Genomic DNA, 24,168 nt, shown 5'->3' on the forward strand with positions numbered 1-24,168 from the left:
GTTTTCACAGTCGCGCAAGCGGTGATCCCTGTACGATTGGGACGCACCCTGATCGAACCAACTCTGCCTGACGCAGAGCTGGCGCGACCGTATGGCGGCCGGGTCGCCCCCACCCGCGGTGGGCACCGGCATCTACCGCAGTCCGCGCAAGAGGACAGCTCTCGGCGCCCGGCCCGCACGGGGCCCGCGCGCTACCAGGCGGCAGAAAGGCACGGGCCGTGGGATCCACGGTCACCACCACCGAACCGGAGAAGACCTCGCCGGCGTCCTCCCGCCCCGGATACGGACAGCTGCTGCGCACCCGCGGCGCCTGGACGTTCCTGCTCCCCGGCTTCGCGGCACGCCAGCCGTTCGCGATGCTCACCCTCTCCATCGTGCTGCTCGTCCAGCACACCACCGGCTCCTACGGCGCCGCCGGCGCCGCCGCCGCGGCCACCGGCGTCTCCATGGCGCTGTTCGCGCCCTACAGCGGCCGCCTGGCCGACCGCTACGGCCAGCGGGCGGTGCTGGTCCCCGGCGTGCTGGTGCACACCGTCTCCGGCCTGTCCCTGACCGCCCTCGCGCTGGCGCACGCCCCGCTGTGGGCGCTGTTCCTCGCGGCCGTGCCGACCGGCGCCTCGGTGCCGCAGGTCGGCCCCATGGTGCGGGCGCGCTGGGGGGTGAAACTCCAGGGCTCGCCCCTGATGACCACCGCGGCGGCCTTCGAGTCGGTCACGGACGAGCTGACGTTCGTCTTCGGCCCCCTGCTGGCGACCGCGCTGTGCACCGCCGTGACACCGGCCGCCGGCCTGATCACGGAGGGCGCCCTGACCCTCGTGGGCGGTCTCCTCTTCGCCGCCCAGAAGAGCACCCAGCCGTCGGTCGCCCCGAAGGGGCACGCGCGCGTGGAGCACGCCTCCGCCCTGCGCGTCCCGGGCGTACGCGTGCTGATCGCCACCTTCCTGGGCATCGGGTCGGTCTTCGGCGGCATGCAGGTCTCGCTCGCGGCCTACACGGAGTCGATCGGCGAACCCGGCATGAACGGCGTCCTGTACGGCGTCTTCGCCGCCGGGAACATGCTCTCCGGCATCGTCTGCGGCGCGATCGCCTGGAAGGCCGCGCCGCAGAAGCGGCTGCTGATCGGTTACACGGCGCTCGCCGTGGCGGCGTCCGCGCTGTGGACGGCGCACTCCGTGGTGCTGCTCGCCGCGCTCGGCCTGCTGGTCGGCATGTGCATCGCCCCGTCCCTGATCACCGGCTACACCCTGGTCGAGGGCCTGGTCCCGGCCGGTGCCCGCACCGAGGCCTTCACCTGGCTGACCGGCGCGGTCGCGCTCGGCCAGGCCGCCGCCGTCACGGTCGCGGGCCAGCTGGAGGACCGGCTGTGGGACGGCGCCGGTTTCCTGGTGCCGATGGGCGGCACCGTGCTCGCCCTGATCACCCTCCTGGCCCTGCGTTCGCGGCTGGTCGCGCCCCCGCAGAACCGCACCGTCGCACGTGGCGTCGGTCACCGCGCGCCGGTAACGGTGGACTGATCCCCGGGAATACGTCACTATGGACCGTCGTTAGCACTCATTGAGTGAGAGTGCCAGGAGGAAGACAGTGCCGACCTACCAGTACCAGTGCACCGAGTGCGGCGAGGGCCTTGAGGCGGTGCAGAAGTTCACCGACGACGCCCTGACCGAGTGCCCCAGCTGCCAGGGGCGCCTGAAGAAGGTGTTCTCCGCGGTCGGCATCGTCTTCAAGGGCTCCGGGTTCTACCGCAACGACTCCCGCGGCTCCACGTCGAGCAGCACCCCGGCGTCGAAGCCGGCAGGCTCGTCGTCCGACGCGAAGACGTCCTCGTCCTCTTCGACGTCGTCCTCTTCGACGTCGTCGTCTTCGTCTTCGTCGTCTTCGTCGAGCTCCACCAGCAGCTCGGCCGCCTGAGACTTCTCAGCCTCTCCACCGTGACCCCGCCGTCGGCCGACGGCGGGGTCTTCGGCGTCCCGGAGCCGGGCCCGTTCCGGGGTCCGCGCGCCGGCCGGGTGCCCCGGCACCGGCTCCCCCGCGGTTCCCGGGCCCGCTAATGTGCTGGTCATGGCGAACGCAGAGATCGGCGTAATCGGCGGCTCGGGGTTCTACTCCTTCCTGGACGACGTGACCGAGGTCCGGGTGGAGACCCCCTACGGAGCGCCCAGCGACTCCCTCTTCCTCGGCGAGGTCGCCGGCCGGCGGGTCGCCTTCCTGCCCCGCCACGGGCGCGGCCACCACCTGCCGCCGCACCGCATCAACTACCGCGCCAACCTCTGGGCGCTGCGCTCGGTCGGCGTCCGCCAGGTCCTCGGCCCGTGCGCGGTGGGCGGACTGCGCCCCGAGTACGGCCCGGGCACCCTGCTGGTCCCGGACCAGTTCGTGGACCGTACGAAGTCCAGGGCGCAGACCTACTTCGACGGGCTGCCGCTGCCCGACGGCACCGTGCCCAACGTCGTCCACGTGTCCATGGCCGACCCCTACTGCCCCACCGGGCGGACCGTCGCGCTGAAGGCCGCCCGGGGCCGGGACTGGGAGCCGGTGGACGGCGGCACGCTGGTCGTGGTCGAGGGCCCGCGCTTCTCGACCCGCGCCGAGTCGGCGTGGCACCAGGCCCAGGGCTGGTCGGTGGTGGGCATGACCGGCCACCCCGAGGCGGCGCTCGCCCGGGAACTGGAGCTGTGTTACACCTCGCTGACGCTGGTCACCGACCTCGACGCGGGCGCCGAGACCGGCGAGGGGGTCTCCCACGAGGAGGTCCTGCGGGTCTTCTCCGCCAACGTCGACCGGCTGCGCGGCGTCCTGTTCGACGCGGTGGCGGCCCTCCCGGAGCCCGGCGCCCGCGACTGCCTGTGCGTGAGCGCCCTCGGCGGGATGGACCCGGGGTTCGCACTGCCGTAGGGGCGGGGCGACAGGGGAGCGCACGGCCGGGCGGGCCGGGCGGCGGCAGGGAGCGCATGGCCGGGCGGGCGGGGCGTGGGGGGCGTCGGCGGTCGGCCGGGCGGCCGGGGCGGTCGGGCCGGCCTGGGCGACGGAGCCGGTCTCGGCGGCCGGCCTGGTGTGACGGGGCTGTAGCGGGGCCGGGCCGGGCGGCCGTACCGACGGGCGGTCGGGGCAGGGTGGTCGGGGCAGGGCGGTCGGTCCGTCGGCCGGCCGGAGGCGGAATCTCTCGTTCGGGTGGGCGAGTTATCCACAATCCGTTCGTCGTCCACCGGGCCCGGCGGGATCCGGCGGAAGCCGTCATCGTGGCAGCGCAAGCCGGAATCCCTCGTCGCAGGCGGTGCCCCCATGCCTTCCCCCTCGTCCGTACCCTCGTCCTCCCCGACCCCGAACCGCCGTCCCCCGCACCCGTCCGCCCACTCCTCCTCCCCGCCCCCCTTCCGGCTACCGCGCCCGCTGGGCGCGGACGTCCCGGCGACCTGTGAGGTCCCGCCGTTCGACCCGGTGCGGGTGCGCGGCGGGCGGTACCGGCTGCACCGGCTGGTACGGCACCGCGGGCGGGCCCTGGCCGTCGGCCTCGCGGTGACAGCGGCGGCGCTGGTGGCCGCGGGCCCCCGCACCGGCCCGGAACCGCCCGGCGCGCAGCGGCCCCGAGGACACCCGGTCGCCCGCCCCCCGCGCCCGCACCCGGCGCCCGAGCTGGTGACGGCCCCGGTGCGGATCGCCGACGCGGCCACGGTGCGGCTGCTGAGGCCCGGCGACCGCGTCGACGTCATCGCGGCGCAGGACGCGTCCGCGGACGGTGCCCGGGTGCTCGCGCGCGGGGTCAGGGTGACGGCGGTGCCCAAGCCGGCGGCCGGCACCGCCGAGAGCGGGGCGCTGGTCGTGCTGTCGGTGCCCCGGGCCGCGGCCGCCCGGCTGGTCGGCGCGAGCGCCACCGCGCGCCTGGCGGTGACGCTGTGCTGAACCACGGCGTACGACCGGCCGCCGGCTTGCTGTCAAGCAGCTCGTTCGAGTTACCGAGGTGGACACCGGGGCCGTCCCCTGCCGTAGGTTGCGGAGCGTTTTGTTCCACACCCTGTGCACATGAGGAGAGTCCCCGAGGTGAGCGCGAAGAAGGAACCGAGCGTCTGGCAGGGCTTCAAGGCCTTCCTGATGCGCGGCAACGTCGTCGATCTGGCAGTCGCGGTGGTCATCGGCGCGGCCTTCACCAACATCGTCAACTCGGTGGTGAAGGGAGTGATCAACCCGCTGGTCGGAGCCATCGGCACGCAGAACCTCGACCACTACAGCTCGTGCCTGAAGGCCCCGTGCAAGGTGGGCGCCGACGGCACGGTCCAAAGCGGCGTGCCGATCATGTGGGGCTCGGTGCTGGGTGCCACGCTCACCTTCGTGATCACCGCGGCGGTGGTGTACTTCCTGATGGTCCTGCCCATGTCGAAGTACCTGGCCCGGCAGGCGCACCGGAAGGCGGCGCGCGAGGGCACCAAGGAGGTCGTGGAGGTGAGCGAGCTGGAGGTGCTCAAGGAGATCCGCGACGCCCTGGTCGCCCAGCGCGGCGCGGGCCAGGACGAGCGCTGACGGCACCCCCGCGACCCGCTCGGCGGTGGTGCGGCGCTCAGAGGTGGTGGGGCGGCTTCTCGTCGAGGAAGCGCTTGAGGTCGGCGGCGCCGTCGCCGTCGGCGCGCTCGCCCCACCCCCGGTCGGTGTCGTCCGAGGACTGCTGGTCCAGCGGGTCGTCGAAGACCAGCGCGGGCTTCGGGGCGCGCGGCTCGGGTTCGGGGGCGGTGCTCATGCCTCCAGGGTACGCATCCCGTGCGGGCGGCCCCGCGGGGTGCTGTGCTGGGAATCATGACGCCCGGTTCCGCTTCCGCATCCGCTTCCTCGGGCGCGCCCCGGCCCCCGGGTCCCCTGCGCCGGCTCACGGCGCGCGGGCCCCACGAGGCGCACCGCGTCGCCTCCCCGCTGGAGCTGTTCTTCGACCTGTGCTTCGTCGTGGCGGTCGCGCAGGCGGGCGGGCAGCTGGTGCACGCCGTCGCGGAGGGACATCCGGGCACCGGGATCCTGGATTACGCGATGGCGTTCTACGCGATCTGGTGGGCCTGGATGAACTTCACCTGGTTCGCCTCGGCCTACGACAACGACGACGTGCTCTACCGGATCGTCACCCTGGTCCAGATCGCGGGTGTGCTGGTCCTGGCGGCGGGGATCTCGCAGGCGTTCGCGCACCACGACTTCCTGCTGGTCTGGCTCGGCTATGTGATCATGCGGCTGGCGATGGTCTGGCAGTGGCTGAGAGCCGCGCGCTGGGCCGGCGGCGCGGAGCGGACCACGGCCCTGCGGTACGCGGGCGGAGTGCTGCTGTGCCAGGTGGGCTGGCTCGGGCTGGTGCTGCTGCCGGAACCGGCGCGGCCCTGGGTGTTCCTGGTGATGGCGGTCGCGGAACTGTGCGTGCCGCTGTACGCCGAGCGGACGCGGCGGACCTCCTGGCATCCGCACCACATCGCCGAACGGTACGGCCTGTTCACGATCATCGTGCTCGGCGAGACGATCGCCGCGGCCACGGTCGCGGTGAAGTCGGCCGCCGCCGAGCACAGCACACCGACCGAGCTGCTGCCCATCGCGGCGGGCGGACTGCTGATCGTCTTCTCCGCGTGGTGGATCTACTTCGTGGTCCCCATCCACGCCCATCTGCGCTCCAGCAAGCGCGCCTTCGTCTGGGGCTACGGCCACTATCCGGTGTTCGCCTCGGCGGCGGCCATCGGCGCGGGGCTGGAGGTGGCCGTGGAGCAGGCGGCCGGCACCGCGCACATCTCCGCCCTGTCCGCCTCGGCCGCGGTCACCCTGCCGACGGCGCTGTATCTGCTGACGGTGTGGGCGCTGCACGCGCGCCACTTCAAGGTGGGCCTCGCCCAGCAACTGGTGCTGCCGGTCACGGCCCTGCTGGTGATCTGCTGCGCGTTCCTGGGCGACTGGGCGGTGCTCGCGGCGGGACTGGTGTCCGCGGCCTCGGTGGCGACCGGGGTGGTGCTGACGGCGCGCCGGGAAGCCCGGGCACACCGGGCGGGGGCCGCCTCCCCGGCCGGCTGAGCCCCGTGGCGGGGGCGCTCGGTCAGACTGGCCCCATGACAGCTGACGCAGTGACGGATGTCGCCGGGCTGCGGGTGGGACACGCCACCCGGGCCGGCGACGGCTGGCTCACCGGCACCACGGTGGTCCTCGCGCCCGAGGGCGGCGCCGTCGCCGCCGTGGACGTGCGCGGCGGCGGCCCCGGCACCAAGGAGACCGACGCGCTCGACCCGCGCAACGTGGTCCAGAAGGTCGACGCCGTGGTGCTGACCGGAGGCAGCGCGTACGGGCTCGACGCGGCGTCCGGGGTGATGGCCTGGCTGGAGGAGCGGGGCCGCGGGGTGCGGGTGGGGCCGGACCCGGCGCAGGTCGTGCCGGTGGTGCCCGCCGCGTGCGTCTTCGACCTGGGGCGCGGCGGGGACTTCCGGGCCCGTCCGGACGCGGCGACGGGCCGGGCGGCGGTGGAGGCCGCGGCGGCGAGCGCGCCGGGCGCGCGGGTGCCCGAGGGCTGTGTGGGCGCCGGCACGGGCGCCGTCGTGGGGCGGCTCAAGGGCGGGGTGGGCACCGCGAGCACCGTGCTCGGCTCGGGGGTCACGGTGGCCGCGCTGGTGGTCGCCAACGCGGCGGGGGCGGTGCTGGCTCCGGAGACGGGGGTGCTCTACGGGGAGCTGTTCCAGGGGCGGGTGGCCTATCCGGAGGCGCGGGTGCACGAGGCCGCGGCACGCCGGCTGGCCGAGGCCGCCGCGGGCAACGCGCCGCCGCCGCTCAACACGACGCTGGCGGTGGTCGCGACGGACGCCGCGCTGACCAAGGCGCAGGCGCAGAAGCTGGCGGGCACGGCGCACGACGGGATCGCGCGGGCGGTGCGGCCGGTGCACCTCCTGCACGACGGGGACACGGTGTTCGCGCTGGCGACCGGCGCCCAGCCCCTGGAAGCGCATCCGCTGGCGCTGAACGACATCCTGGCGGCCGGCGCGGACCTGGTGACGCGGGCGATCGTACGGGCGGTGCGGGCCGCCGCGTCGGTCGAGGGGCCGGGCGGAGTGTGGCCGTCGTACGCGGAGTTGTACGGGGAGGGGTAGCGCGCGGGGCCGGATTGTCGCGGTTCTGTCACGTGATGGCGTTGGCGGGGTGCCGAAGGGAACCTTCCCCGGCGCCCACGCCCTCTTCCCTCACGACCGGAACGGATCCCGCACCTCACACGAACCTGGAGCAGCCCGTGACAACGCCGGACATTGCAGCGCGGCGCGCACTGGGGGCCTGTGCCGCCCTGATGGTCGGCGCCCTCACCCTGACCGCCTGTGGCGGCGACGCCACCGCCAAGAGCGACGCCAAGGGCGGTGGCGACTCCCCGAAGACGTCGACGGCGAAGATCGCGATATCCGCCAAGGACGGGTCGACCGGGGCGTCCATCAACGCCACCGGCGTGAAGGTCAGCGACGGCAGGCTGACCGAGGTGAAGATGACCGTGGCCGGCTCGGGGCAGGCCGTGCCGGGGGCGATATCGGCGGACGGCCACAGCTGGAAGCCGAAGCAGCAGCTGGAGCGCGGGACGAAGTACGAGATCAACGCGACCGCGAAGGACACCGACGGCCGCACGGCGGCGGCGAACGCCATCTTCACCACCGTCACCTCGTCGAACAGCTTCATCGGCACCTACACGCCGGACAACGGCGCGACGGTCGGGGTGGGCATGCCGGTGTCGTTCACCTTCGACAAGTCGATCACCGACAAGAAGGCCGTGCAGTCGCACATCACGGTCAACACGAGCAGCGGCCAGCAGGTGGCCGGCCACTGGTTCGGGGACCGGCGGCTGGACTTCCGGCCGCAGGAGTACTGGAAGGCCGGCTCCAAGGTCACGATGAACATCGACCTGGACGGCGTCCAGGGCGCGCGGGGCGTCTACGGCGTGCAGAAGAAGACCGTCTCCTTCACCGTCGGGCGGTCGCAGGTCTCCACGGTCGACGTCAACACGCAGACGATGACGGTCGTGCGGGACGGGAAGACCTTCAAGTCGGTGCCGATATCGGCGGGCAGCCCGCAGCACACGACGTACAACGGGCAGATGGTGATCTCGGAGAAGTTCACGCAGACCCGCATGAACGGCTCGACGGTCGGCTTCGGCGGGGAGTACGACATACCGGACGTGCCGCACGCGATGCGGCTGACGACGTCGGGGACGTTCATCCACGGCAACTACTGGTACAACAAGGGCAACCCGCCGTTCGGCCGGGAGGGCACCAGCCACGGCTGCGTCGGACTCGCGGACGTGCAGGGGGCGCAGGGCGACACGTCGGCCAAGTGGTTCTACGACAACTCGCTCATCGGGGACGTCGTGATCGTGAAGAACTCCCCCGACACCACGGTCTCGCCCGACAACGGCCTCAACGGCTGGAACATGCCGTGGAGCGCCTGGACCGCGGGAAGTGCCGTCTGACCGGCGGTTTTTGACTCGGGGGCGGGCCGCGCGGGAACTCTCCGCGCGGCCCGCGCGTTTTCCCGGCGCACGTTTTCTCGGTTCCCGGACATGATGTCCGGCCGAGGGGCTACGGTATGCACCCACAAGGTGACATGCAGCAACGCCGGGAGAAGCCTTGAGCGTTCCGTACGAGACCGCAGCGTACGAACCAGCCGAGTCGCCCGAGTCTCCGGAGGAGCATCTCGCGCGACTCCTCGGCCGTGCCCTGAACTCCTTCGAGCTGCCGGACGAGGTGATACGGCGTCTGGACTGCGCGCTGGCGCACGACAGTTCGCTGCACTCCGCCTACCACAGCTCGGGACTGCGCCGGGAGACGTACCGGCACACCTGGCTGCTCACGGACGGCTCGGCGGTCACGCTGTGGGAACTGGTGCACAACTCCACGCCGGGCGGCGCGCCGGAGCACGAGGTGTATCCGGACGAGGAGGAACTGCAGACCGCGGCGGCCCGGCTCGGGCTGCCGCCGGACACGCGGGAGGCGGAGCTGCCCGCGCTGTCGCGGCTGTGGGCGGTCCCCGAGCCCCGGCACGTGTTCGTCGCCGACGGCTCGGCGGACCACGCGCGCCGGCTGCTGCGCCGCGCGGAGAACCCCGACCGTCCCGGTCCCGAGACGGCGGCGCTGCTGGCGACGGCGACCGCGCACGAGATCACCCAGGCGTTCGGCCGGCCGGGCCGCGCCGGACGCACGGGCCTGAGCTACGCGCTGTACGAACACGCCTTCCTGCTGCCGGACGGCACCGAGACCTCCCTGTGGGAGGTGGAGCACACGGCGACGCCCGACGGGCGGCACATGTGCGAGGTGTACATGTCGGAGGAGGCGGCCCGGGAGGCGATGGAGCGGCGCGCGGCCCGTCGGGGATGACGCGGGCGGCCGCGTTCCGCCGGTGGCGGGGCCGGCCGGCTGTGCCGGGGTCAGCCGTTGGCGAGGTGCCGCACCAGGCCCGCGAACGCGTCCTGCTCGGCGGGGGTCAGCTCCACGGACTCCCGCGGCGGCCCGACCCGGCTCTGGCGCGGCAGGGCCGGGAGCGGCACGGTGCGGCGCCGGGCTCCCGCCGTGCCGGCCCGCAGGCCCGCGCGGCGCAGCAGGCGCAGCAGGACGCAGGCCCACACGACGGCCGCCAGCGCGAGGACGGTCACGCCGATCAGCTGGAGAGTCGGGGCGTGCTCAGGCATGCGTCCCAGTACACACCACGGTCCGGGACTTCGGCCCCGGACCGTGATGTATCTCGCAGGTGCCGTGAACAACTCACAGCGGCCCAAAGGGACAAGACGCCCTGAAGGGCGGCGCGGGGGGCGGGGCGGTCAGGCCGCCACGGGCTGCTCGGTCCCCTCCGGCGTCCCGGCCGGGTGCGCGGCCGGGCCGGTGGGTCCTGACCCGGGGGCCTGCCTGCGCGTCCCCTTGAGGAGGATCACCAGGGCCGTGGTGACGCACACCCCGGCCGCGACCGCCACCAGGTACAGCAGCGGGCTGCCGATCAGCGGGACCACGAAGACGCCGCCGTGCGGGGCGCGCAGGGTGGCGCCGAAGGCCATCGACAGGGCGCCGGTGAGCGCGCCGCCCGCCATGGCGGACGGGATGACCCGCAGCGGGTCGGCCGCCGCGAAGGGGATCGCGCCCTCGGAGATGAAGGAGGCGCCGAGCACCCAGGCGGCCTTGCCGTTCTCGCGTTCGGCCGCGGTGAACAGCCCGCCGCGCACGGTGGTGGCCAGGGCCATCGCCAGCGGCGGGACCATGCCGGCCGCCATCACCGCCGCCATGATCTCCATGGCCGAGTCGCCGGGATCGGGGACGGCGATGCCGGCGGTGGCGAAGGCGTAGGCGACCTTGTTGACCGGGCCGCCCAGGTCGAAGCACATCATCAGGCCGAGCAGGGCGCCCAGCAGGACGGCGTTGGTGCCGGTGAGCCCGCCCAGCCAGTCGGTGAGGGCCTTCTGCGCCGAGGCGATCGGTTTGCCGATCACGACGAGCATCAGGAAGCCGGTGAGCGCGGAGGAGAGCAGCGGGATCACCACCACGGGCATGATGCCGCGCAGCACCGGCGGGATCCGCACCCGCTGGATCGCCATCACCACGCCACCGGCGATCAGGCCGGCCGCCAGGCCGCCGAGGAAGCCCGCGTCGATGTCCAGGGCTATCGCGCCGCCCACGAAGCCGGGGACGAGGCCGGGCCGGTCGGCCATGCCGTAGGCGATGTAGCCGGCCAGGACCGGGATGAGGAACTTGAAGGCGACGCCGCCGATCTGGAAGAGCAGCGCGCCCCAGCTGTCGGCCTGCGTCCAGGCGAAGTGGTCCGTGACCGAGGGCGCCTTGTCGATCCGCCAGCCGCCGATCGCGAAGCCCAGGGCGAGGAGCAGACCGCCCGCGGCGACGAACGGGACCATGTAGCTGATGCCGGTCATCAGCCACGTGCGGAGCCTGGTGCCGTAGCCCTCGGTGGCGTCGCCCGCCCGCTCGACCGGCGTGCCCGCCGGAGCGTGCGCCGGGGTGTTCACCTCGCCACGCGCCGCCTTCTCGCGGACCTCGGCGAGGAGTTCGGCGGGCCGGTTGATGCCCGCCTTCACGCCCACGTCGACGGTCGGTTTGCCCGCGAAACGGTCCTTTTCGCGTACGGGGACGTCGTGCGCGAGGATCACGCCGTCGGCCGCCGCGATCACCGCCGGGTCCAGCCGGGCGAAACCGGCCGACCCCTGCGTCTCGACGACCACCTCGATGCCCGCCTCGCGGCCCGCGTTCTCCAGGGACTCGGCCGCCATGTAGGTGTGGGCGATCCCGGTGGGACAGGAGGTGACGGCGACGACCCGGAAGGGCCGTTCACCGGGGGCGGAGGCGGTACCGGCGGAGGCGGGCGCGTCGCCGCCGGCCTCGCCCGTACGGGCCGCGCTGCCCGCTGCGGCTCCGGCGGAGGCCGCCGCCGGAACCGCAGCGGTGTCTTCGGGGGCGCCCGGGGCGCTTCCGAGGGGGCCCGGGGGGCCGTCGGGGCGGTTCCGGCCGCCTGCGGCGATGCCCGGAACTTCCTCGGGGGCGCCCGCAGGGCCTTCGGGGACGCGTGCGCCGCCCTCGGGACCGCGCGAGGCCGCTCCGGGCAGGCTCCGGCCGCCTGCGGAGCCGCCCGGGGCCCCTCCGGGGGCGCTCGGGCTCTTCTCGGGCACGCCGGAGGCGCTCCCGGGACCACCCCGGGTTTCTTCGGAGGCACCCGCGGTGGTCCCGGGGACGCCGGCGGTGGCCTCGGCGGCGCCCGCGACGGCGTTCCGCTCCCCCGCCTCCGTCGGCGGCGCGTCGCCGCGGATCAGGGCCGCCGCCGTCTCCACGTCGCCCAGGGCCCGCAGCGCGGACGTGAAGCCGGGGTCCATCAGGCGCCGGGCGAGGGAGGAGAGGATCGTGAGGTGGGCGTCGTCGGCGCCGGCCGGTGCGGCGATCAGGAAGACCAGGTCGGCCGGGCCGTCCGGGGCGCCGAAGTCGATGCCGGCGGCGCTGCGGCCGAACGCGAGGGTCGGCTCGGTGACATGGGCGCTGCGGCAGTGCGGGATGCCGATGCCGCCGTCGAGCCCGGTCGGCATCTGGGCCTCGCGCGCGGCCACGTCGGCGAGGAAGCCCTCCAGGTCGGTCACCCGGCCCCGGGCCGCCATGCGCTCGGCGAGGGCGCGGGCCGCCGCCTCCTTGGTGTCGGCGGACAGGTCGAGGTCGACCAGATCCGCGCTGATCATGTCGCTCATCGCGGGCTCCTTCGCGCGCGGGCCGCCCGGGGGCTGGGGTCGGCGGGAGTGGGGACGGGGGTGCGGTGAGGGGGCGGGGTGGTACGGGGGCCGGGGCCGGCCCGGCCGCCCAGCCGGCGAAAGCCCGGGCGGATGCCGTGCCGGACGAGCGGGGTCATGAGACGGGCTCCGTCAGTGCGCGGACGTACGGGGTCATGAAACCGGCTCCGTCAGTGCGCGGACGTACAGGGTCATGAAACCGGCTCCGTCAGTGCGCGGACGTACGGGGTCATGAGACCGGCTCCGTCAGTGCGCGGACGAGCGGGGTCATGAGACCGGCTCCGTCAGTGCGCGGTCGTGCGGGATGTCCGCCGTGACGGTCACCGCCGCCGGTTCCAGGTCGGCGGGCGTCGGCATCACGCTGCCGGGGAGCCGGACGGCGGCGGCGCCGTGGGCGACGGCGGAGGCGAGCGCCTCGGGGCCGGTGCCGCCGGCGATGAGGAAGCCGGCCAGGGAGGCGTCCCCGGCGCCGACGTTGCTGCGGACGGCGGACACCCGCGCGCCGCCGAACCAGGCACCGCCGTCCGCCACCAGGAGCTGTCCGTCGGCGCCCAGGCTCGCCAGGACGGCGTGCGCGCCCATCGCGCGCACCTCCTCGGCCGCCTTGAACGCGTCGCCCACGGTCGCCAGGGGCCGGCCGACGGCCTCCGCCAGTTCCTCGGCGTTGGGCTTCACCACGTCGGGCCGCGCACGCAGCGCCTCCAGCAGGGCGCGCCCGGAGGCGTCCAGCGCGATCCGCGCACCGGCGGCGTGCGCCCGCGTGACGAGGTCGGCGTACCAGGAGGGCGCGAGCCCCCGGGGCAGGCTGCCGCAGCACGCGATCCAGTCGGCGGCGCGGGAGTGCGACCGTACGGTGTCCAGGAGGAGTTCCTGTTCGGCCGCCGACAGTTCCGGGCCCGGGGCGTTGATCTTCGTGAGCACGCCGTCGGCTTCGGCGAGCGCGATGTTGGAGCGGGTGGCGCCGGCGACCGGGACCGGCGCGACCTCGATGCCCTGCGCGTCCAGCAGCTCGGCGACGAGCGCGCCCGGCGCACCGCCCAGGGGCAGGACGGCGACCGTGCGCCGGCCGGCGGCGGCGACCGCCCGGGAGACGTTCACGCCCTTGCCGCCGGGGTCCACGCGCTCGCCGTCGGCACGGATGACCTCGCCGCGCTCCAGGGCGGGGACCTCGTAGGTGCGGTCCAGGGACGGGTTGGGGGTGACGGTGAGGATCATGCGCGCACCACTTCCGTGCCGCCGCGCTCGAGGGCGGCGGCGTCGTCCGGGCTCAGCCCGCTGTCGGTGATCAGCAGGTCCACATCGCCCAGGCCGCCGAAGCGGGCGAAGTGCTCCTGGCCGTGCTTGCCCGAGTCGGCCAGCAGCACCACCCGCCGGGCGGCGCCGACCGCGGCCCGCTTGACCGCGGCCTCGGCGAGGTCCGGGGTGGTCAGGCCGTGCTCGGCGGAGAAGCCGTTGGCGGCGACGAACACCACGTCGGCGCGGATCTCGCCGTACGCGCGCAGCGCCCAGGCGTCCACGGCGGCGCGCGTACGGTGCCGTACCCGGCCCCCGACCAGGTGGAGCTGGATGCCCGGGTGGTCGGCCAGCCGGGCGGCGATGGGCAGGCTGTGCGTGACGACGGTGAGGGACGCCTCCAGCGGGACCGCCGCGGCGAGGCGGGCCACCGTCGTGCCGGCGTCGAGGATCACCGTGCCCTCGGCCGGGAGCTCGGCGAGGGCCGCCTTGGCGATGCGGTCCTTCTGGCCGGCGGCGGTGGACTCGCGCTCGGCGAGGTCCGGCTCGAAGTCGAGGCGGCCGACCGGGATGGCACCGCCGTGCACCCGGCGGACGAGCCCGGCGCGGTCGAGGGCCTTCAGGTCGCGGCGGATCGTCTCCGCGGTGACCTGGAACTCCTCGGCCAGCGACAGCACGTCGACCCGGCCGCCGTCCCGGGCGAGCCGGAGGATCTCCTGCTGCCGCTCCGGTGCGTACATGTCCGTTCGCCTCCGCCTTGTGCCCGAACGTGTGGTTTCACAGGGAGGCTACGTCCGGATTCCCGGAAAGTAAACAGATTCAGATCCCACTCGGGCATGAACGGACTTCCGGCCGGGCTCCCCGGCTCGGTCCGGAGCCCGGACAGCGGCGGGGCCCGGCACCTGGACGGTGCCGGGCCCCGCGTCGTCGTACCGGGTCAGTGCACGAGCTGCGGCTCGGGCTCCGGTTCGCCCGCCGGCGTCTCCTCCGCCGCGCCCTCCACGTGCTGGGCCGGGCGCTTCGGCAGGGCGGACATCAGCAGGAAGATCGCGCCCATGATCCCGGCGACGTACCACAGCGCGTGCTGGAAGGCGTCCACGAAGGCCGGGCCGACCCGGTCCGCGGCCAGCCGGTCGCCGATCCGCCCGAAGAAGACGACCGACACCAGCCCCAGCCCCAGCGCGTTGCCCATCTGCTGCACGGTGTTGATCAGCCCGGACGCGGAACCGGCGTGCTCGCGCGGCACCTCGGAGAGCACCGCGTCGGTCAGCGGGGCCACGATCAGCCCCATGCCGAGACCCATCACGACCAGCGGCAGGGCCATCTGCCAGGAGGCGATGGCGAGTCCGTAGTGGCCCGCCTCCCACAGGTAGAGCAGTACGCCCGCGCCCATCACCAGCGCGCCGGCCTGGAGCACCTTCCGGCCGAACCGCGGGACCAGCTGCTGCACCGACAGCCCGGCCGCCGTGGACACCGCGAGCGAGAACGGCACGCCGGTCAGTCCGGCCCGCAGCGGGCTCCAGCCCAGGCCCAGCTGCATGTACAGCGTCCAGACCAGGAAGAAGATGCCGAGCGCGATCCCGAACACGGTCTGTACGGCGATACCGGCGGCGAAGCTCTTCACCCGGAACAGCGACAGCTCGACCAGCGGGGAGCCGTCCCGCGCCGCCTTGCGCCGCTCGTACGCCACCAGCCCCGCGAAGACGACGAGGGCGCCGGCCATCGAGCCGTACCCCCACAGCGGCCAGCCCAGCTCGCGCCCGCGGATCAGCGGATACAGCAGCATCAGCAGGCCCAGCGTGACCAGGGCGACCCCGACGAGGTCCAGCTTCAGCGCCTTCGGGGCGCGGGACTCGGTGATGAACCGGCGGCCCAGCAGCCAGGCGAGGACGCCGACGGGCAGGTTGATGAGGAAGATGGGCCGCCATTCGAGGCCGAACAGGTTCCCCTCCGTCAGCAGCGCGCCGAGCAGCGGGCCGGAGACCGCGCCGAGGCCGACGATCGCGCCGAACAGACCGAAGACCTTGCCGCGTTCGTGGGCGGGGAAGGTGGCGTGCACGATCGACAGCACCTGCGGCACCATCAGCGCGGCCATGCCGCCCTGGAGGAAGCGGGAGGCGACGAGCATCTCCGGGTTGACCGCGAAGCCGCACAGGGCGGAGGCGACGGTGAAGCCGCCGATGCCGAGGAGGAACAGCCGCTTGCGGCCGTGGATGTCGCCGAGCCGGCCGCCGGTGATCAGGCCGGCGGCGAAGGCGAGGGCGTAGCCGGCGGTTATCCACTGGATCTGGCCGACCGAGGCGTGTTCGCTGCGCTGGATGGACGGGATGGCGATGTTGACGATCGTCACGTCCACGAGGTCCATGAAGGCCGCGGTCATGACGATGGCCAGGGCCAGCCAGCGGGATCGGTCGGGAGGAGCGGGAAGCGCCGTCGGAGTCGAGGTCATGAGGAGAACCTAGGTCGGCGATAGGTCAGATCGCGGCCTATATCCGCGGCATGCTCGTCCCTATGACGACCGACACGCCGGCCCGGCTGCTTCAGTTGCTGTCCCTGCTCCAGACGCCCCGCGAGTGGCCCGGGGGCGAGCTGGCCGACCGGCTGCGGGTGTCCCGGCGGACCGTGCGGCGGGATGTCGACCGGCTGCGCGAGCTGGGGTATCCGGTGCAGGCCACGCGGGGCGCGGACGGCGGGTACCGGCTGGTCGCGGGCAAGGCGATGCCGCCGCTGGTACTGGACGACGAGGAGGCCGTGGCCATCGCGGTGGGGCTGCGGGCCGGCGCCGGGCACGCCGTCGAGGGGGTGGACGAGGCGTCCGTGCGGGCCCTGGCCAAGCTGGAGCAGGTGCTGCCGTCCCGGCTGCGGCACCGGGTCTCCACCCTTCAGGCCGCGACGACCCCGCTGACCCACGGCGACGGGCCGAGCATCGCGCCGGAGACGCTGACCGTGATGGCGTCCACGGTGGCGGGGCACGAACGGCTGCGGTTCGCCTATCGCGACAAGGACGGCAGCGCTTCGCGCCGGCTGACCGAGCCGCACCGGCTGGTGTCGACGGGGCGGCGCTGGTACCTCGTCGCCTACGACGTCGACCGGGCGGACTGGCGGACCTTCCGGGTCGACCGGGTCAGCGAGCCGTTCGCAACCGGCGTCCGGTTCGCGCCGCGCGAGCTGCCGACGGGGAGCGCCGCCGAGTACCTGCGGCAGTCCATCCACCGGCGGCAGGAGACGTACGCCTTCGAGGTCCGCTTCGCCGCGCCGGCGGACCGCCTCGCCCCGCGGATCCCGGGCTGGCTCGGCGAACCCGAGGACGACGGCGCGGGCGGCTGCGTCCTGCGGGGCACCACGGGCGACCCCGTGGAGTGGCTGGCGGTACGGCTGGCGATGGCGGGGACGGACTTCACGGTCCGCGGACCCGCGGAACTGGTGGAGTGCGCACGGCGCCTGGGAGACCGCCTGAGCCGAGCCGCGGGCCCCGGAACGGAGGAGGGTGCGGGGGGTGTGGGGGTTTCGGGGGTTTCGGGGGTGGAGGGGCAGTAAGGGCTCCCCAGGGTCGTACGGGGTGTCACAGGGCCATGGGCCCTGAGGCCCGTAGGGGACTTCAGGGCCGTAGAAGGCTTCAGGGCCCTAGGGGACTTCAGGGCCTTAGGGGACTCCAGGGCCTTAGGGGACTTCAGAGACCTACGGGACTTCCAGGGACCTACGGGACTTCAGGCCCCTAAGGGTGATCGGGGCCCCGGGGGACGCTGGGCATCCCCGGGGGACCCCGGCCCCGTAGGCGGCCTCGGGCCTGTAGGGACGGCAGACCCGTCCGGGGCCTCAGGCCCCTACGGCGTCGCCCCACGCGAAGTCCCGTAGGGCGCGCAGATTGCGTACGGCCAGGGACGCGGGGCCCTCGGGGCCGGTGGAGCGGGCGGTCGTGGCGGCCCAGGACTCCACGGCGACGCGTACGGCGGCCCCCGCCACGGCCGCCGCGAACCGCAGGTGCGGGCCGGGCCGCGCCGGACCCGGGGTCTCGCGGGGCTCCGGTGCGGGCCGGCCGCCGCCCTCCCGCGCCGCGAGGATCTCCGCCAGCGCGCCCTCCGACGCCTGGCACACCTCCGCCCAGACCTTGCGCAGGGCGGGACTGGTGTCGGCCAGGCGGACCAGGGTGCGCAGCCACTCCCAGGACGCGGCCGACACGCCGAGGCCGGGGGTGAGGGTGTGGCGGACGGCGTGTTCCAGTGCCTGCGGGACGGGCAGGTCGGCCGGGGCCGTGCGGACCGCCTCGATCCAGCGCTGGGCGCCGGCGGCATAGAGGGGGGCGACCGCCTCTTCCTTGGTGGCGAAGTAGCGGTAGAACGTGCGCGGGGCGATGCCCGCGGCCTGGGCGATGTCCTCGGCGCGGGTCGCCCGCAGGCCCTGCCGGACGAAGAGGGCCGCCGCCGCCCGGGCGATCTCCATCCGTGTCTCGGCCTTCCGGCGTTCGGTGAGGGACACCGGCGCGGAGGCGGAAAACGGCTGGTGGGCGGCGCTGGGGGTGGTGCTCATGCCCGGCAGGCTATGCCCGTGTGGCAGAATCTGCCATCCGGCGGTCCACCCCGGGGTTCAGGTACGGGGTGGGCCGCCGTTCCAGCTTCCGCGGCGTGTCCGCCTCCTCCTGCACCTGTCCGCCCTCTCCCGCCCCGCAAGGCTCCCCCGCACATGAAGAGGCCGGGCTCCGGCGCCTGGGGGGGGATAGGCGCCGGAGCCCGGCTCGGAAGGTCCCGGCGCCGGGGGGGGATCGCGTCGGGACGTGGCTCGCGCGGGTCGGCCGGCTCGGTGGCCTGCCGGGTGGTGCGGTGTGGGGGTGCGGGTGGTGGGGAGTGCCGGCCCCGGGCCCTTACGGGCCCGGAAGGGTTGTTCCCTGGGGCGCGACGGTTGAAGCGATGGGACCGCGCCATGTTTGCGCCGTCTTTCGCCACCCGCGCCGCCCGGCGTGCGCACCGCGCCGCGCGGTGCGCCGTATGTCACGCCGCCGCGTCGAAGCCGGTGTCGCGGGCCAGCTTCTTCAGCTCCAGCAGGGCGTGCTTCTCGATCTGCCGGATCCGCTCCCGGGTGAGGCCGTGCTCCTTGCCGACCTCGGTCAGGGTGCGCTCGCGGCCGTCCTCGATGCCGTAGCGCATCTTGATGATGGAGGCCGTGCGCTGGTCCAGGCGGCCGATCAGGTCGTCCAGCTCCTCGCTGCGCAGCAGGGTGAGGACCGACTGCTCCGGGGAGACCGCCGAGGTGTCCTCCAGCAGGTCGCCGAACTGGGTCTCGCCCTGGTCGTCCACCGACATGTTCAGCGAGACCGGGTCACGGGCCCAGTCCAGGACGTCGATGACGCGCTCCGGCGTCGAACCCAGCTCCGCGGCGACCTCCGCGGGCTCCGGGTCGCGGCCGTGCTCGCGGTTGAACTCGCGCTGGACGCGGCGGATGCGGCCCAGCTCCTCCACCAGGTGGACGGGGAGCCGGATCGTGCGGGACTGGTCGGCGATGGAGCGGGTGATGGCCTGCCGGATCCACCAGGTGGCGTACGTCGAGAACTTGAAGCCCTTGCGGTAGTCGAACTTCTCGACGGCGCGCACCAGGCCGGCGTTGCCCTCCTGGATCAGGTCCAGCAGGGGCAGGCCGCTGCGCGGGTAGCGCCGGGCCACCGCGACGACCAGGCGGAGGTTGGAGCGGATGAAGACGTCCTTGGCGCGCTCACCGGCGTCGACCAGCGCCTGGAGCTCCTCGCGGCTGGCGTCCGACCGGGTCTCCTCCTCGCCGTCGAGTACCTGCTGCGCGAACACACCCGCCTCGATGGTCTGGGACAGCTCGACTTCCTTTGCGGCGTCCAGAAGCGGCGTGCGCGCGATCTCGTCGAGGTACATGCCGACCAGGTCGCGGTCTGCGATCTCGCCGCCATGAGCGCGAACACTGCTTGCCGAGTCGGCCGTCTCGCCGGTGGCGGACTGACGACGGGCGACGGCACGGGTTGCCATGCGTGCTCCCTTGCGATGGTGGGCTGGCGGGTGGTCCTGGTGAACGCGCGGGCACCGAAGGGGACTGTCTCCGGACTCTCTCCGAGTGCCCTGCATCCGAGGGAAACAACGACTGGAATCCGGACAGAATTCCCAACCCGCCCCGCGATTTTTCTGATCATGCAGTACCCTGTCCGCCACACGAGGAGGCGAGATGCCGTCGGAGCGGGCCGAGGTGCAGGTCAGAGCGGGGATCGAGACAGACCTCGACGCCCTCACGGCGATCTACAACCACTACGTCCGTGAGACGGCCATCACCTTCGACACCGCGGTCTTCACTCCCGAGGAGCGCCGCCCGTGGCTGCTCTCCCACCCGGAAGACGGCCCGCACCGGCTGATGGTTGCCACGGAGGCGGACACGCGGCGCGTGCTGGGATACGCCACCTCCGGCCCGCACCGGCCGAAGCCCGCGTACGGGACGTCCGTGGAGACCTCGGTGTACGTGGCCCCGGACGCCGGCCGGCGCGGCATCGGCACGCTGCTCTACGACGCCCTGTTCACGGCCCTGGCCGAGGAGGACGTCCACCGCGCCTACGCCGGGATCGCCCGCCCGAACGAGGCCTCCGAGCGGCTGCACGCCCGCTTCGGCTTCCGGCACATCGGCACGTTCCACGAGGTCGGCCGCAAGTTCGGCCGCTACTGGGACGTGGCCTGGTACGAGAGGGCGCTCTAGCGGCGCCTCCTATCCGAACTGCACGGACCGCTTCGCCATTCCCATCCAGAACCCGTCGATCACCGACCTCTGCGCGTCCATCCCGCCGCCGGCCTCCGCCGCGCCCATGGTGACGAAGAGCGGCGCGAAGTGCTCGGTGCGCGGGTGGGCGTAGCGGCCGGCCGGGGCCTTGTCGGCGAAGTCGAGCAGGGCGTCCCAGTCGCGGGCCTCCAGGGCGCGCCGCCCCCAGTCGTCGAACTCGGCCGACCAGCTCGGCACGCCCGGCCCGGTGTGCCGCAGGGCGGCCAGGTTGTGGGTGAAGAAGCCGGAGCCGACGATCAGCACGCCCTCGTCGCGCAGCGGGGCGAGCCTGCGGCCGAGGTCCATCAGGCGCACCGGGTCGAGGGTGGGCAGGGAGATCTGCAGGACGGGGATGTCGGCGTCCGGGTACATCTCGACGAGCGGGACGTAGGCGCCGTGGTCGAGACCCCGGTCGGGGATGTCCTGTACGGGGAACCCGGGGGCGCGCAGCAGCTTGCGGACGGAGTCGGCGAGCGCGGGGGCGCCGGGGGCGGCGTAGCGGACCCGGTAGTAGTGCTCGGGAAAGCCCCAGAAGTCATGGACGAGCGGGACGGTGTCGACCGCGCCGAGGGCGAGCGGGGCCTCCTCCCAGTGCGCGGAGACCATGAGGATCGCCCGGGGGCGGGGCAGGGCGGCGGACCAGGCGGCGAGCTGGCCGGGCCAGACCGGGTCGTCGGCGAGCGGCGGGGCGCCGTGGCTGAGGTACAGGGCGGGCATGCGCTCCTGGGTGGTGGCGGACATCGCGGCGGCTCCCGGGGCTCTGACAGGCGCTTTAATTCTCAAGTTTCCAGTGGAACTCTACCAAGAGTGATTCAAGTTTCAAGAAGTCGCCTCGTAGACTGGACATATGAACAAGGCACCGGACCCCGCCGTACGGCCCCGCTGGCTGACCGACGAGGAACAGCACGTCTGGCGCGCCTATCTGCACGCCACCACCCTGCTGGAGGACCACCTCGACCGGCAGCTCCAGCGCGACGCGGGTATGCCGCACGTCTACTACGGCCTGCTCGTCGGCCTCGCCGAGGCCCCGCGCCGCCGGCTGCGGATGACCCAGCTGGCGATGCAGGCGAAGATCACCCGTTCCCGGCTCTCGCACGCCGTCACCCGGCTGGAGAAGAACGGCTGGGTCCGCCGGGAGGACTGCCCCGCCGACAAGCGCGGCCAGTTCGCCGTGCTCACCGACGCGGGCTTCGAGGTGCTGCGGCGCACCGCGCCCGGCCATGTGGACGCCGTACGGCAGGCCCTGTTCGACCGGCTGAACCCGGAACAGCAGAAGGCCCTCGGCGAGATCATGGAGATCGTCGCCGAGGGCCTCCAGCCCAAGGAAGCGGGTGCGGACCTGCCCTGGCTCCGCTAGGACTCCGCTGGTCCCCTAGCCCACGCGGTGGCTCACCGTCCGGACCGTCAGTGGGCCACCACCGGCACCGGCACCTCGTCCTCGACGCCGTCACCGGTCGTCACGGTGGCGGTGCTCGGACGGCCGGCGTTGACGAAGGTGAAGGCGATCAGCGAGGCGAGCGCCAGGATGCCGACGGCGACCCAGATCGCGGCGCTGTAGCCGTGCACCATGCCCTGGAGGCCGACCAGCTGCTGCTGGGGCTTGCCGGTGGCACCGGCGATGTGGTCCTTGACGTACGAGGTGGTCGCCGAGGAGGCGATGGTGTTCAGCAGGGCGGTGCCGATCGCGCCGCCCACCTGCTGCGAGGTGTTGACCATCGCGGAGGCGACACCGGCGTCCCGGGGCTCGACGCCCTGGGTGGCCAGCGACATCGCCGGCATGAACGCCGTACCCATGCCGAGGCCGAGCAGCAGCATGGCGGGCAGCAGCAGCGCCGGGTACGAGGAGTCGATCTCCAGCTGGGTCAGCAGCAGCATGCCGACGCCCGCGACCAGGAAGCCGGGCCCCATCAGCAGCCGGGCCGGCAGCCGGGTCATCAGCCGGGTGCCGATCTGGGTGGAGCCGGTGATCATGCCGACCACCATCGGCAGGAAGGCGAAACCGGTCTTGACCGGCGAGTAGCCCTTCACGATCTGCAGGTAGTAGGTCAGGAAGAGGAACAGGCCGAACATGCCGATGATCGCGAGGCCCAGCGAGAGGTAGATACCGCCGCGGTTGCGGTCGGTCACCACGCGCAGCGGCAGCAGCGGGGCCTTGACCTTGGCCTCGACCACCACGAACGCGAGCAGCAGCACGACGGACGCGACGAACATCGACACGGTCACGGTGTCGCTCCAGCCGTCGGACTCGGCGCGCGTGAAGCCGTAGACCAGCGCGACCAGGCCGAGGGTGGAGAGCAGGACGCCCGGGATGTCGAGCGGGTTGCGGTTGCGGCTGCCCTCCGGCTCACGGATGACGAAGTAGGCGCCGGCCGCGGCGACCACGGCGAACGGGACGTTCACGAAGAAGGTCCAGCGCCAGTTCAGGTACTCGGTGAGGAAGCCGCCGAGGATCAGGCCGACGGCGCCGCCGCCGCCCGCGATGGCGCCGTAGATGCCGAACGCCTTGGCGCGCTCCCTGGCGTCCGTGAACATGACGGCGAGCAGGGACAGCGCGGCCGGGGCGAGCAGCGCGCCGAAGACACCCTGGAGGGCGCGGGCGCCGAACATCAGGGTGCCGGTGGTGGCGGCACCGCCGAGCGCGGAAGCGGCGGCGAAACCGGCCAGGCCGAGCACGAAGGTGCGCTTGCGGCCCCACAGGTCGGCGACCCGGCCGCCGAACAGCAGCAGACCGCCGAAGGCGAGCGCGTAGGCCGTGATCACCCACTGCTTGTTGCCGTCGGATATGCCCAGGTCCTCCTGGGCGGCGGGCAGGGCGATGTTCACGATGGTGGCGTCGAGAACGACCATCAGCTGGGCGAGCGCGATGAAGACGAGCGCCTTCCAGCGGTTGGCGTCACCGTTCGGGACGGCGACGCCGGCAGCCTTGCGGGCTGTTTCGGACATGGGGATACCCACTTCAGGACTTCGGAGCTTGGGAACTCAGGGCTCGGTGACGGACTGCGTGGTGAAAAATGACGAGAAAACGGAGTAAGGCGGAACGGTGAACAGGAAGGGAACGGCCGTACGAACCGCCGTACTGTCGGTGGACTGGGCGCGGGAGCTGGACTGATCGGTCAGGAGGCGCGCAGCTCCCTGATGCTGATGGCCTCACCCGGCAGGGCGGAGCGGGCGGGCGCCCGCAGGCCGTCGAGGAACAACTGCAGCAGGCGGTGGACGAAGCGGTCGCCGCTCGGGCAGTCCGTACCGGCCGGGGGCCGGCTCAACTGGCCCATGGCGACGGTCAGATCACCCACGCCGACGTCCGGCCGGAGCTGCCCGGCCGCCTTGGCCCGGCCCATGACCTCCTCGATGAGCCGCTCGACGCGCTCACGGGAGGCCTCCAGGTCGGGGTGGTGCTGGTCGAACGTGCTGGACACCATGGGGCACAGCGCACCGATCCGCTCGTCGGCGGCGGCGTGCACGAAGTGCTCCAGGGCGGTGAAGGCGTCCCCGGTCTCCGCGAGGGCCAGCTCGGCCGCGCGGGCCGTACGGTCCATGACGGAGCAGACGACCTCGCGGACGAGGGCGTCGCGGTCGGGGAAGTTGCGGTACACCGTGGCGTTGCCGACGCCGGCCCGGCGGGCGATCTCGTCGATCGGCACGTCCGGGCCGTGCTCGACGATCATCTCCCGGGCGGCGGCGACGATCCGCTCCCGGTTGCGCAGGGCGTCGGCGCGCGGCCGGGTCACCTTGCGCTCGGCGGGGGCGGTGGCGGCGGGCACGGCGTACTCCTCGGGTCGAGGGGGCGATCCGGGGACTGGCTCCCCGCTTCGCTCGGACACAGGGCTAAACGGGGAAAGCGTCCCCGGTTATTTCCGGCCGCCCGAAGAAACGTTTGTGACCTGGGACATACTCACCGTCCACCGGGTTTCACCCGTCCGCCGAGCCCGTTTCCCACCATCGGTCTC

General features: G+C 73.4%; 23 protein-coding genes. 12 read left to right on the forward strand and 11 right to left on the reverse strand.

The features are described 5' to 3' along the window. Nucleotides 1–218 precede the first annotated feature (218 nt). The 5 genes from ACZ4W9_RS09460 to mscL all read left to right on the forward strand — a co-directional run bounded on the left by ACZ4W9_RS09460 (nt 219) and on the right by mscL (nt 4,512). Complete coding sequence (locus ACZ4W9_RS09460) at nt 219–1,514, forward strand: MFS transporter (protein ID WP_467934352.1); 1,296 nt, start codon at nt 219–221, stop codon at nt 1,512–1,514. 67 nt (nt 1,515–1,581) lie between these two features. Next, entirely contained in the window at nt 1,582–1,908 is a 327-nt protein-coding gene (locus ACZ4W9_RS09465) for an FmdB family zinc ribbon protein (protein ID WP_467934353.1), read from the forward strand. Nucleotides 1,909–2,058: 150 nt separating this feature from the next. Beyond that, the gene (locus ACZ4W9_RS09470) at nt 2,059–2,892 is read left to right on the forward strand and encodes an S-methyl-5'-thioadenosine phosphorylase (protein WP_467934354.1); all 834 of its coding nucleotides are present in this window, start codon (nt 2,059–2,061) and stop codon (nt 2,890–2,892) included. A gap of 387 nt (nt 2,893–3,279) precedes the next feature. Continuing rightward, nucleotides 3,280–3,897 (forward strand): RcpC/CpaB family pilus assembly protein, encoded by a 618-nt coding sequence (locus ACZ4W9_RS09475; RefSeq protein WP_467934356.1) that lies wholly within the window; start codon nt 3,280–3,282, stop codon nt 3,895–3,897. Nucleotides 3,898–4,017: 120 nt separating this feature from the next. Further along, nucleotides 4,018–4,512 (forward strand): large conductance mechanosensitive channel protein MscL, encoded by a 495-nt coding sequence (gene mscL / locus ACZ4W9_RS09480; protein WP_467934357.1) that lies wholly within the window; start codon nt 4,018–4,020, stop codon nt 4,510–4,512. 37 nt (nt 4,513–4,549) lie between these two features. Here mscL and ACZ4W9_RS09485 read toward each other — a convergent pair whose 3' ends face one another. Next, nucleotides 4,550–4,726 carry a hypothetical protein gene (locus tag ACZ4W9_RS09485; protein WP_467934358.1) on the reverse strand — a complete coding sequence of 59 codons (177 nt, stop codon included), beginning with the start codon at nt 4,724–4,726 and terminating at the stop codon, nt 4,550–4,552. A 56-nt stretch (nt 4,727–4,782) separates the two neighbouring features. Between ACZ4W9_RS09485 and ACZ4W9_RS09490 the strand changes: the two genes are divergently transcribed. The 4 genes from ACZ4W9_RS09490 to ACZ4W9_RS09505 all read left to right on the forward strand — a co-directional run bounded on the left by ACZ4W9_RS09490 (nt 4,783) and on the right by ACZ4W9_RS09505 (nt 9,341). Next, nucleotides 4,783–6,021 carry a low temperature requirement protein A gene (locus ACZ4W9_RS09490; RefSeq protein ID WP_467934360.1) on the forward strand — a complete coding sequence of 413 codons (1,239 nt, stop codon included), beginning with the start codon at nt 4,783–4,785 and terminating at the stop codon, nt 6,019–6,021. 35 nt (nt 6,022–6,056) lie between these two features. Continuing rightward, entirely contained in the window at nt 6,057–7,082 is a 1,026-nt protein-coding gene (locus tag ACZ4W9_RS09495; protein ID WP_467934361.1) for a P1 family peptidase, read from the forward strand. Nucleotides 7,083–7,219: 137 nt separating this feature from the next. Next, nucleotides 7,220–8,437 carry a L,D-transpeptidase gene (locus ACZ4W9_RS09500; protein ID WP_467934362.1) on the forward strand — a complete coding sequence of 406 codons (1,218 nt, stop codon included), beginning with the start codon at nt 7,220–7,222 and terminating at the stop codon, nt 8,435–8,437. A 157-nt stretch (nt 8,438–8,594) separates the two neighbouring features. Next, entirely contained in the window at nt 8,595–9,341 is a 747-nt protein-coding gene (locus ACZ4W9_RS09505) for a DUF6227 family protein (RefSeq protein WP_467934363.1), read from the forward strand. Nucleotides 9,342–9,391: 50 nt separating this feature from the next. Here the strand turns inward: ACZ4W9_RS09505 and ACZ4W9_RS09510 are convergent, their stop codons facing one another. From ACZ4W9_RS09510 to ACZ4W9_RS09530, 5 genes are all read right to left on the reverse strand, one after another. Then, nucleotides 9,392–9,652 carry a hypothetical protein gene (locus tag ACZ4W9_RS09510; RefSeq protein ID WP_467934364.1) on the reverse strand — a complete coding sequence of 87 codons (261 nt, stop codon included), beginning with the start codon at nt 9,650–9,652 and terminating at the stop codon, nt 9,392–9,394. A 129-nt stretch (nt 9,653–9,781) separates the two neighbouring features. Continuing rightward, nucleotides 9,782–12,193 carry a PTS fructose transporter subunit IIABC gene (locus tag ACZ4W9_RS09515; RefSeq protein WP_467934366.1) on the reverse strand — a complete coding sequence of 804 codons (2,412 nt, stop codon included), beginning with the start codon at nt 12,191–12,193 and terminating at the stop codon, nt 9,782–9,784. Between the two features lie 306 nt (nt 12,194–12,499). Further along, nucleotides 12,500–13,447 (reverse strand): 1-phosphofructokinase, encoded by a 948-nt coding sequence (pfkB, locus tag ACZ4W9_RS09520; RefSeq protein WP_467934367.1) that lies wholly within the window; start codon nt 13,445–13,447, stop codon nt 12,500–12,502. After that, a complete protein-coding gene (locus ACZ4W9_RS09525; protein ID WP_467934368.1) occupies nt 13,444–14,205 on the reverse strand; it encodes a DeoR/GlpR family DNA-binding transcription regulator in 762 nt (253 codons plus the stop codon). Before ACZ4W9_RS09525 ends, pfkB begins: the two co-directional genes overlap by 4 nt. Before the next feature lie 197 nt (nt 14,206–14,402). After that, nucleotides 14,403–15,914 carry an MFS transporter gene (locus tag ACZ4W9_RS09530; RefSeq protein ID WP_467934370.1) on the reverse strand — a complete coding sequence of 504 codons (1,512 nt, stop codon included), beginning with the start codon at nt 15,912–15,914 and terminating at the stop codon, nt 14,403–14,405. Between the two features lie 62 nt (nt 15,915–15,976). Between ACZ4W9_RS09530 and ACZ4W9_RS09535 the strand changes: the two genes are divergently transcribed. Further along, entirely contained in the window at nt 15,977–17,002 is a 1,026-nt protein-coding gene (locus ACZ4W9_RS09535) for a helix-turn-helix transcriptional regulator (protein ID WP_467934371.1), read from the forward strand. Between the two features lie 279 nt (nt 17,003–17,281). Here ACZ4W9_RS09535 and ACZ4W9_RS09540 read toward each other — a convergent pair whose 3' ends face one another. Further along, nucleotides 17,282–17,905, reverse strand: coding sequence for a TetR/AcrR family transcriptional regulator (locus ACZ4W9_RS09540; RefSeq protein ID WP_467934449.1), 624 nt, complete (start codon nt 17,903–17,905; stop codon nt 17,282–17,284). Between the two features lie 545 nt (nt 17,906–18,450). Next, nucleotides 18,451–19,449 (reverse strand): sigma-70 family RNA polymerase sigma factor, encoded by a 999-nt coding sequence (locus ACZ4W9_RS09545; RefSeq protein ID WP_467934372.1) that lies wholly within the window; start codon nt 19,447–19,449, stop codon nt 18,451–18,453. Nucleotides 19,450–19,642: 193 nt separating this feature from the next. Here ACZ4W9_RS09545 and ACZ4W9_RS09550 point away from each other — a divergent pair, with 193 nt between their 5' ends. Continuing rightward, nucleotides 19,643–20,161, forward strand: a complete 519-nt coding sequence (locus ACZ4W9_RS09550) for a GNAT family N-acetyltransferase (protein ID WP_467934374.1) — start codon at nt 19,643–19,645, stop codon at nt 20,159–20,161. 9 nt (nt 20,162–20,170) lie between these two features. On the opposite strand, the gene ACZ4W9_RS09555 is transcribed toward ACZ4W9_RS09550, so the two are convergent. Next, nucleotides 20,171–20,962 (reverse strand): dioxygenase family protein, encoded by a 792-nt coding sequence (locus ACZ4W9_RS09555; RefSeq protein WP_467934375.1) that lies wholly within the window; start codon nt 20,960–20,962, stop codon nt 20,171–20,173. A gap of 106 nt (nt 20,963–21,068) precedes the next feature. Between ACZ4W9_RS09555 and ACZ4W9_RS09560 the strand changes: the two genes are divergently transcribed. Further along, nucleotides 21,069–21,578 carry a MarR family winged helix-turn-helix transcriptional regulator gene (locus tag ACZ4W9_RS09560; RefSeq protein ID WP_467934376.1) on the forward strand — a complete coding sequence of 170 codons (510 nt, stop codon included), beginning with the start codon at nt 21,069–21,071 and terminating at the stop codon, nt 21,576–21,578. A 47-nt stretch (nt 21,579–21,625) separates the two neighbouring features. On the opposite strand, the gene ACZ4W9_RS09565 is transcribed toward ACZ4W9_RS09560, so the two are convergent. Both ACZ4W9_RS09565 and ACZ4W9_RS09570 read right to left on the reverse strand, forming a co-directional pair. Next, a complete protein-coding gene (locus ACZ4W9_RS09565) occupies nt 21,626–23,164 on the reverse strand; it encodes an MFS transporter (RefSeq protein ID WP_467934378.1) in 1,539 nt (512 codons plus the stop codon). 170 nt (nt 23,165–23,334) lie between these two features. After that, nucleotides 23,335–23,982 (reverse strand): TetR/AcrR family transcriptional regulator, encoded by a 648-nt coding sequence (locus tag ACZ4W9_RS09570; protein WP_467934379.1) that lies wholly within the window; start codon nt 23,980–23,982, stop codon nt 23,335–23,337. Nucleotides 23,983–24,168: the final 186 nt, after the last annotated feature.

The organism is Streptomyces sp. NPDC029296 (assembly GCF_055569255.1).

Bases quoted from the DNA above. Each gene is read 5' to 3' on its own strand.
- ACZ4W9_RS09470 (WP_467934354.1), top strand. From the start codon at position 2,059: ATGGCGAACGCAGAGATCGGCGTAATCGGCGGCTCGGGGTTCTACTCC.
- ACZ4W9_RS09475 (WP_467934356.1), top strand. From the start codon at position 3,280: ATGCCTTCCCCCTCGTCCGTACCCTCGTCCTCCCCGACCCCGAACCGC.
- mscL (WP_467934357.1), top strand. From the start codon at position 4,018: ATGAGGAGAGTCCCCGAGGTGAGCGCGAAGAAGGAACCGAGCGTCTGG.
- ACZ4W9_RS09485 (WP_467934358.1), bottom strand. From the start codon at position 4,726: ATGAGCACCGCCCCCGAACCCGAGCCGCGCGCCCCGAAGCCCGCGCTG.
- ACZ4W9_RS09490 (WP_467934360.1), top strand. From the start codon at position 4,783: ATGACGCCCGGTTCCGCTTCCGCATCCGCTTCCTCGGGCGCGCCCCGG.
- ACZ4W9_RS09495 (WP_467934361.1), top strand. From the start codon at position 6,057: ATGACAGCTGACGCAGTGACGGATGTCGCCGGGCTGCGGGTGGGACAC.
- ACZ4W9_RS09510 (WP_467934364.1), bottom strand. From the start codon at position 9,652: ATGCCTGAGCACGCCCCGACTCTCCAGCTGATCGGCGTGACCGTCCTC.
- ACZ4W9_RS09515 (WP_467934366.1), bottom strand. From the start codon at position 12,193: ATGAGCGACATGATCAGCGCGGATCTGGTCGACCTCGACCTGTCCGCC.
- pfkB (WP_467934367.1), bottom strand. From the start codon at position 13,447: ATGATCCTCACCGTCACCCCCAACCCGTCCCTGGACCGCACCTACGAG.
- ACZ4W9_RS09525 (WP_467934368.1), bottom strand. From the start codon at position 14,205: ATGTACGCACCGGAGCGGCAGCAGGAGATCCTCCGGCTCGCCCGGGAC.
- ACZ4W9_RS09530 (WP_467934370.1), bottom strand. From the start codon at position 15,914: ATGACCTCGACTCCGACGGCGCTTCCCGCTCCTCCCGACCGATCCCGC.
- ACZ4W9_RS09535 (WP_467934371.1), top strand. From the start codon at position 15,977: ATGACGACCGACACGCCGGCCCGGCTGCTTCAGTTGCTGTCCCTGCTC.
- ACZ4W9_RS09540 (WP_467934449.1), bottom strand. From the start codon at position 17,905: ATGGAGATCGCCCGGGCGGCGGCGGCCCTCTTCGTCCGGCAGGGCCTG.
- ACZ4W9_RS09545 (WP_467934372.1), bottom strand. From the start codon at position 19,449: ATGGCAACCCGTGCCGTCGCCCGTCGTCAGTCCGCCACCGGCGAGACG.
- ACZ4W9_RS09550 (WP_467934374.1), top strand. From the start codon at position 19,643: ATGCCGTCGGAGCGGGCCGAGGTGCAGGTCAGAGCGGGGATCGAGACA.
- ACZ4W9_RS09555 (WP_467934375.1), bottom strand. From the start codon at position 20,962: ATGTCCGCCACCACCCAGGAGCGCATGCCCGCCCTGTACCTCAGCCAC.
- ACZ4W9_RS09560 (WP_467934376.1), top strand. From the start codon at position 21,069: ATGAACAAGGCACCGGACCCCGCCGTACGGCCCCGCTGGCTGACCGAC.
- ACZ4W9_RS09565 (WP_467934378.1), bottom strand. From the start codon at position 23,164: ATGTCCGAAACAGCCCGCAAGGCTGCCGGCGTCGCCGTCCCGAACGGT.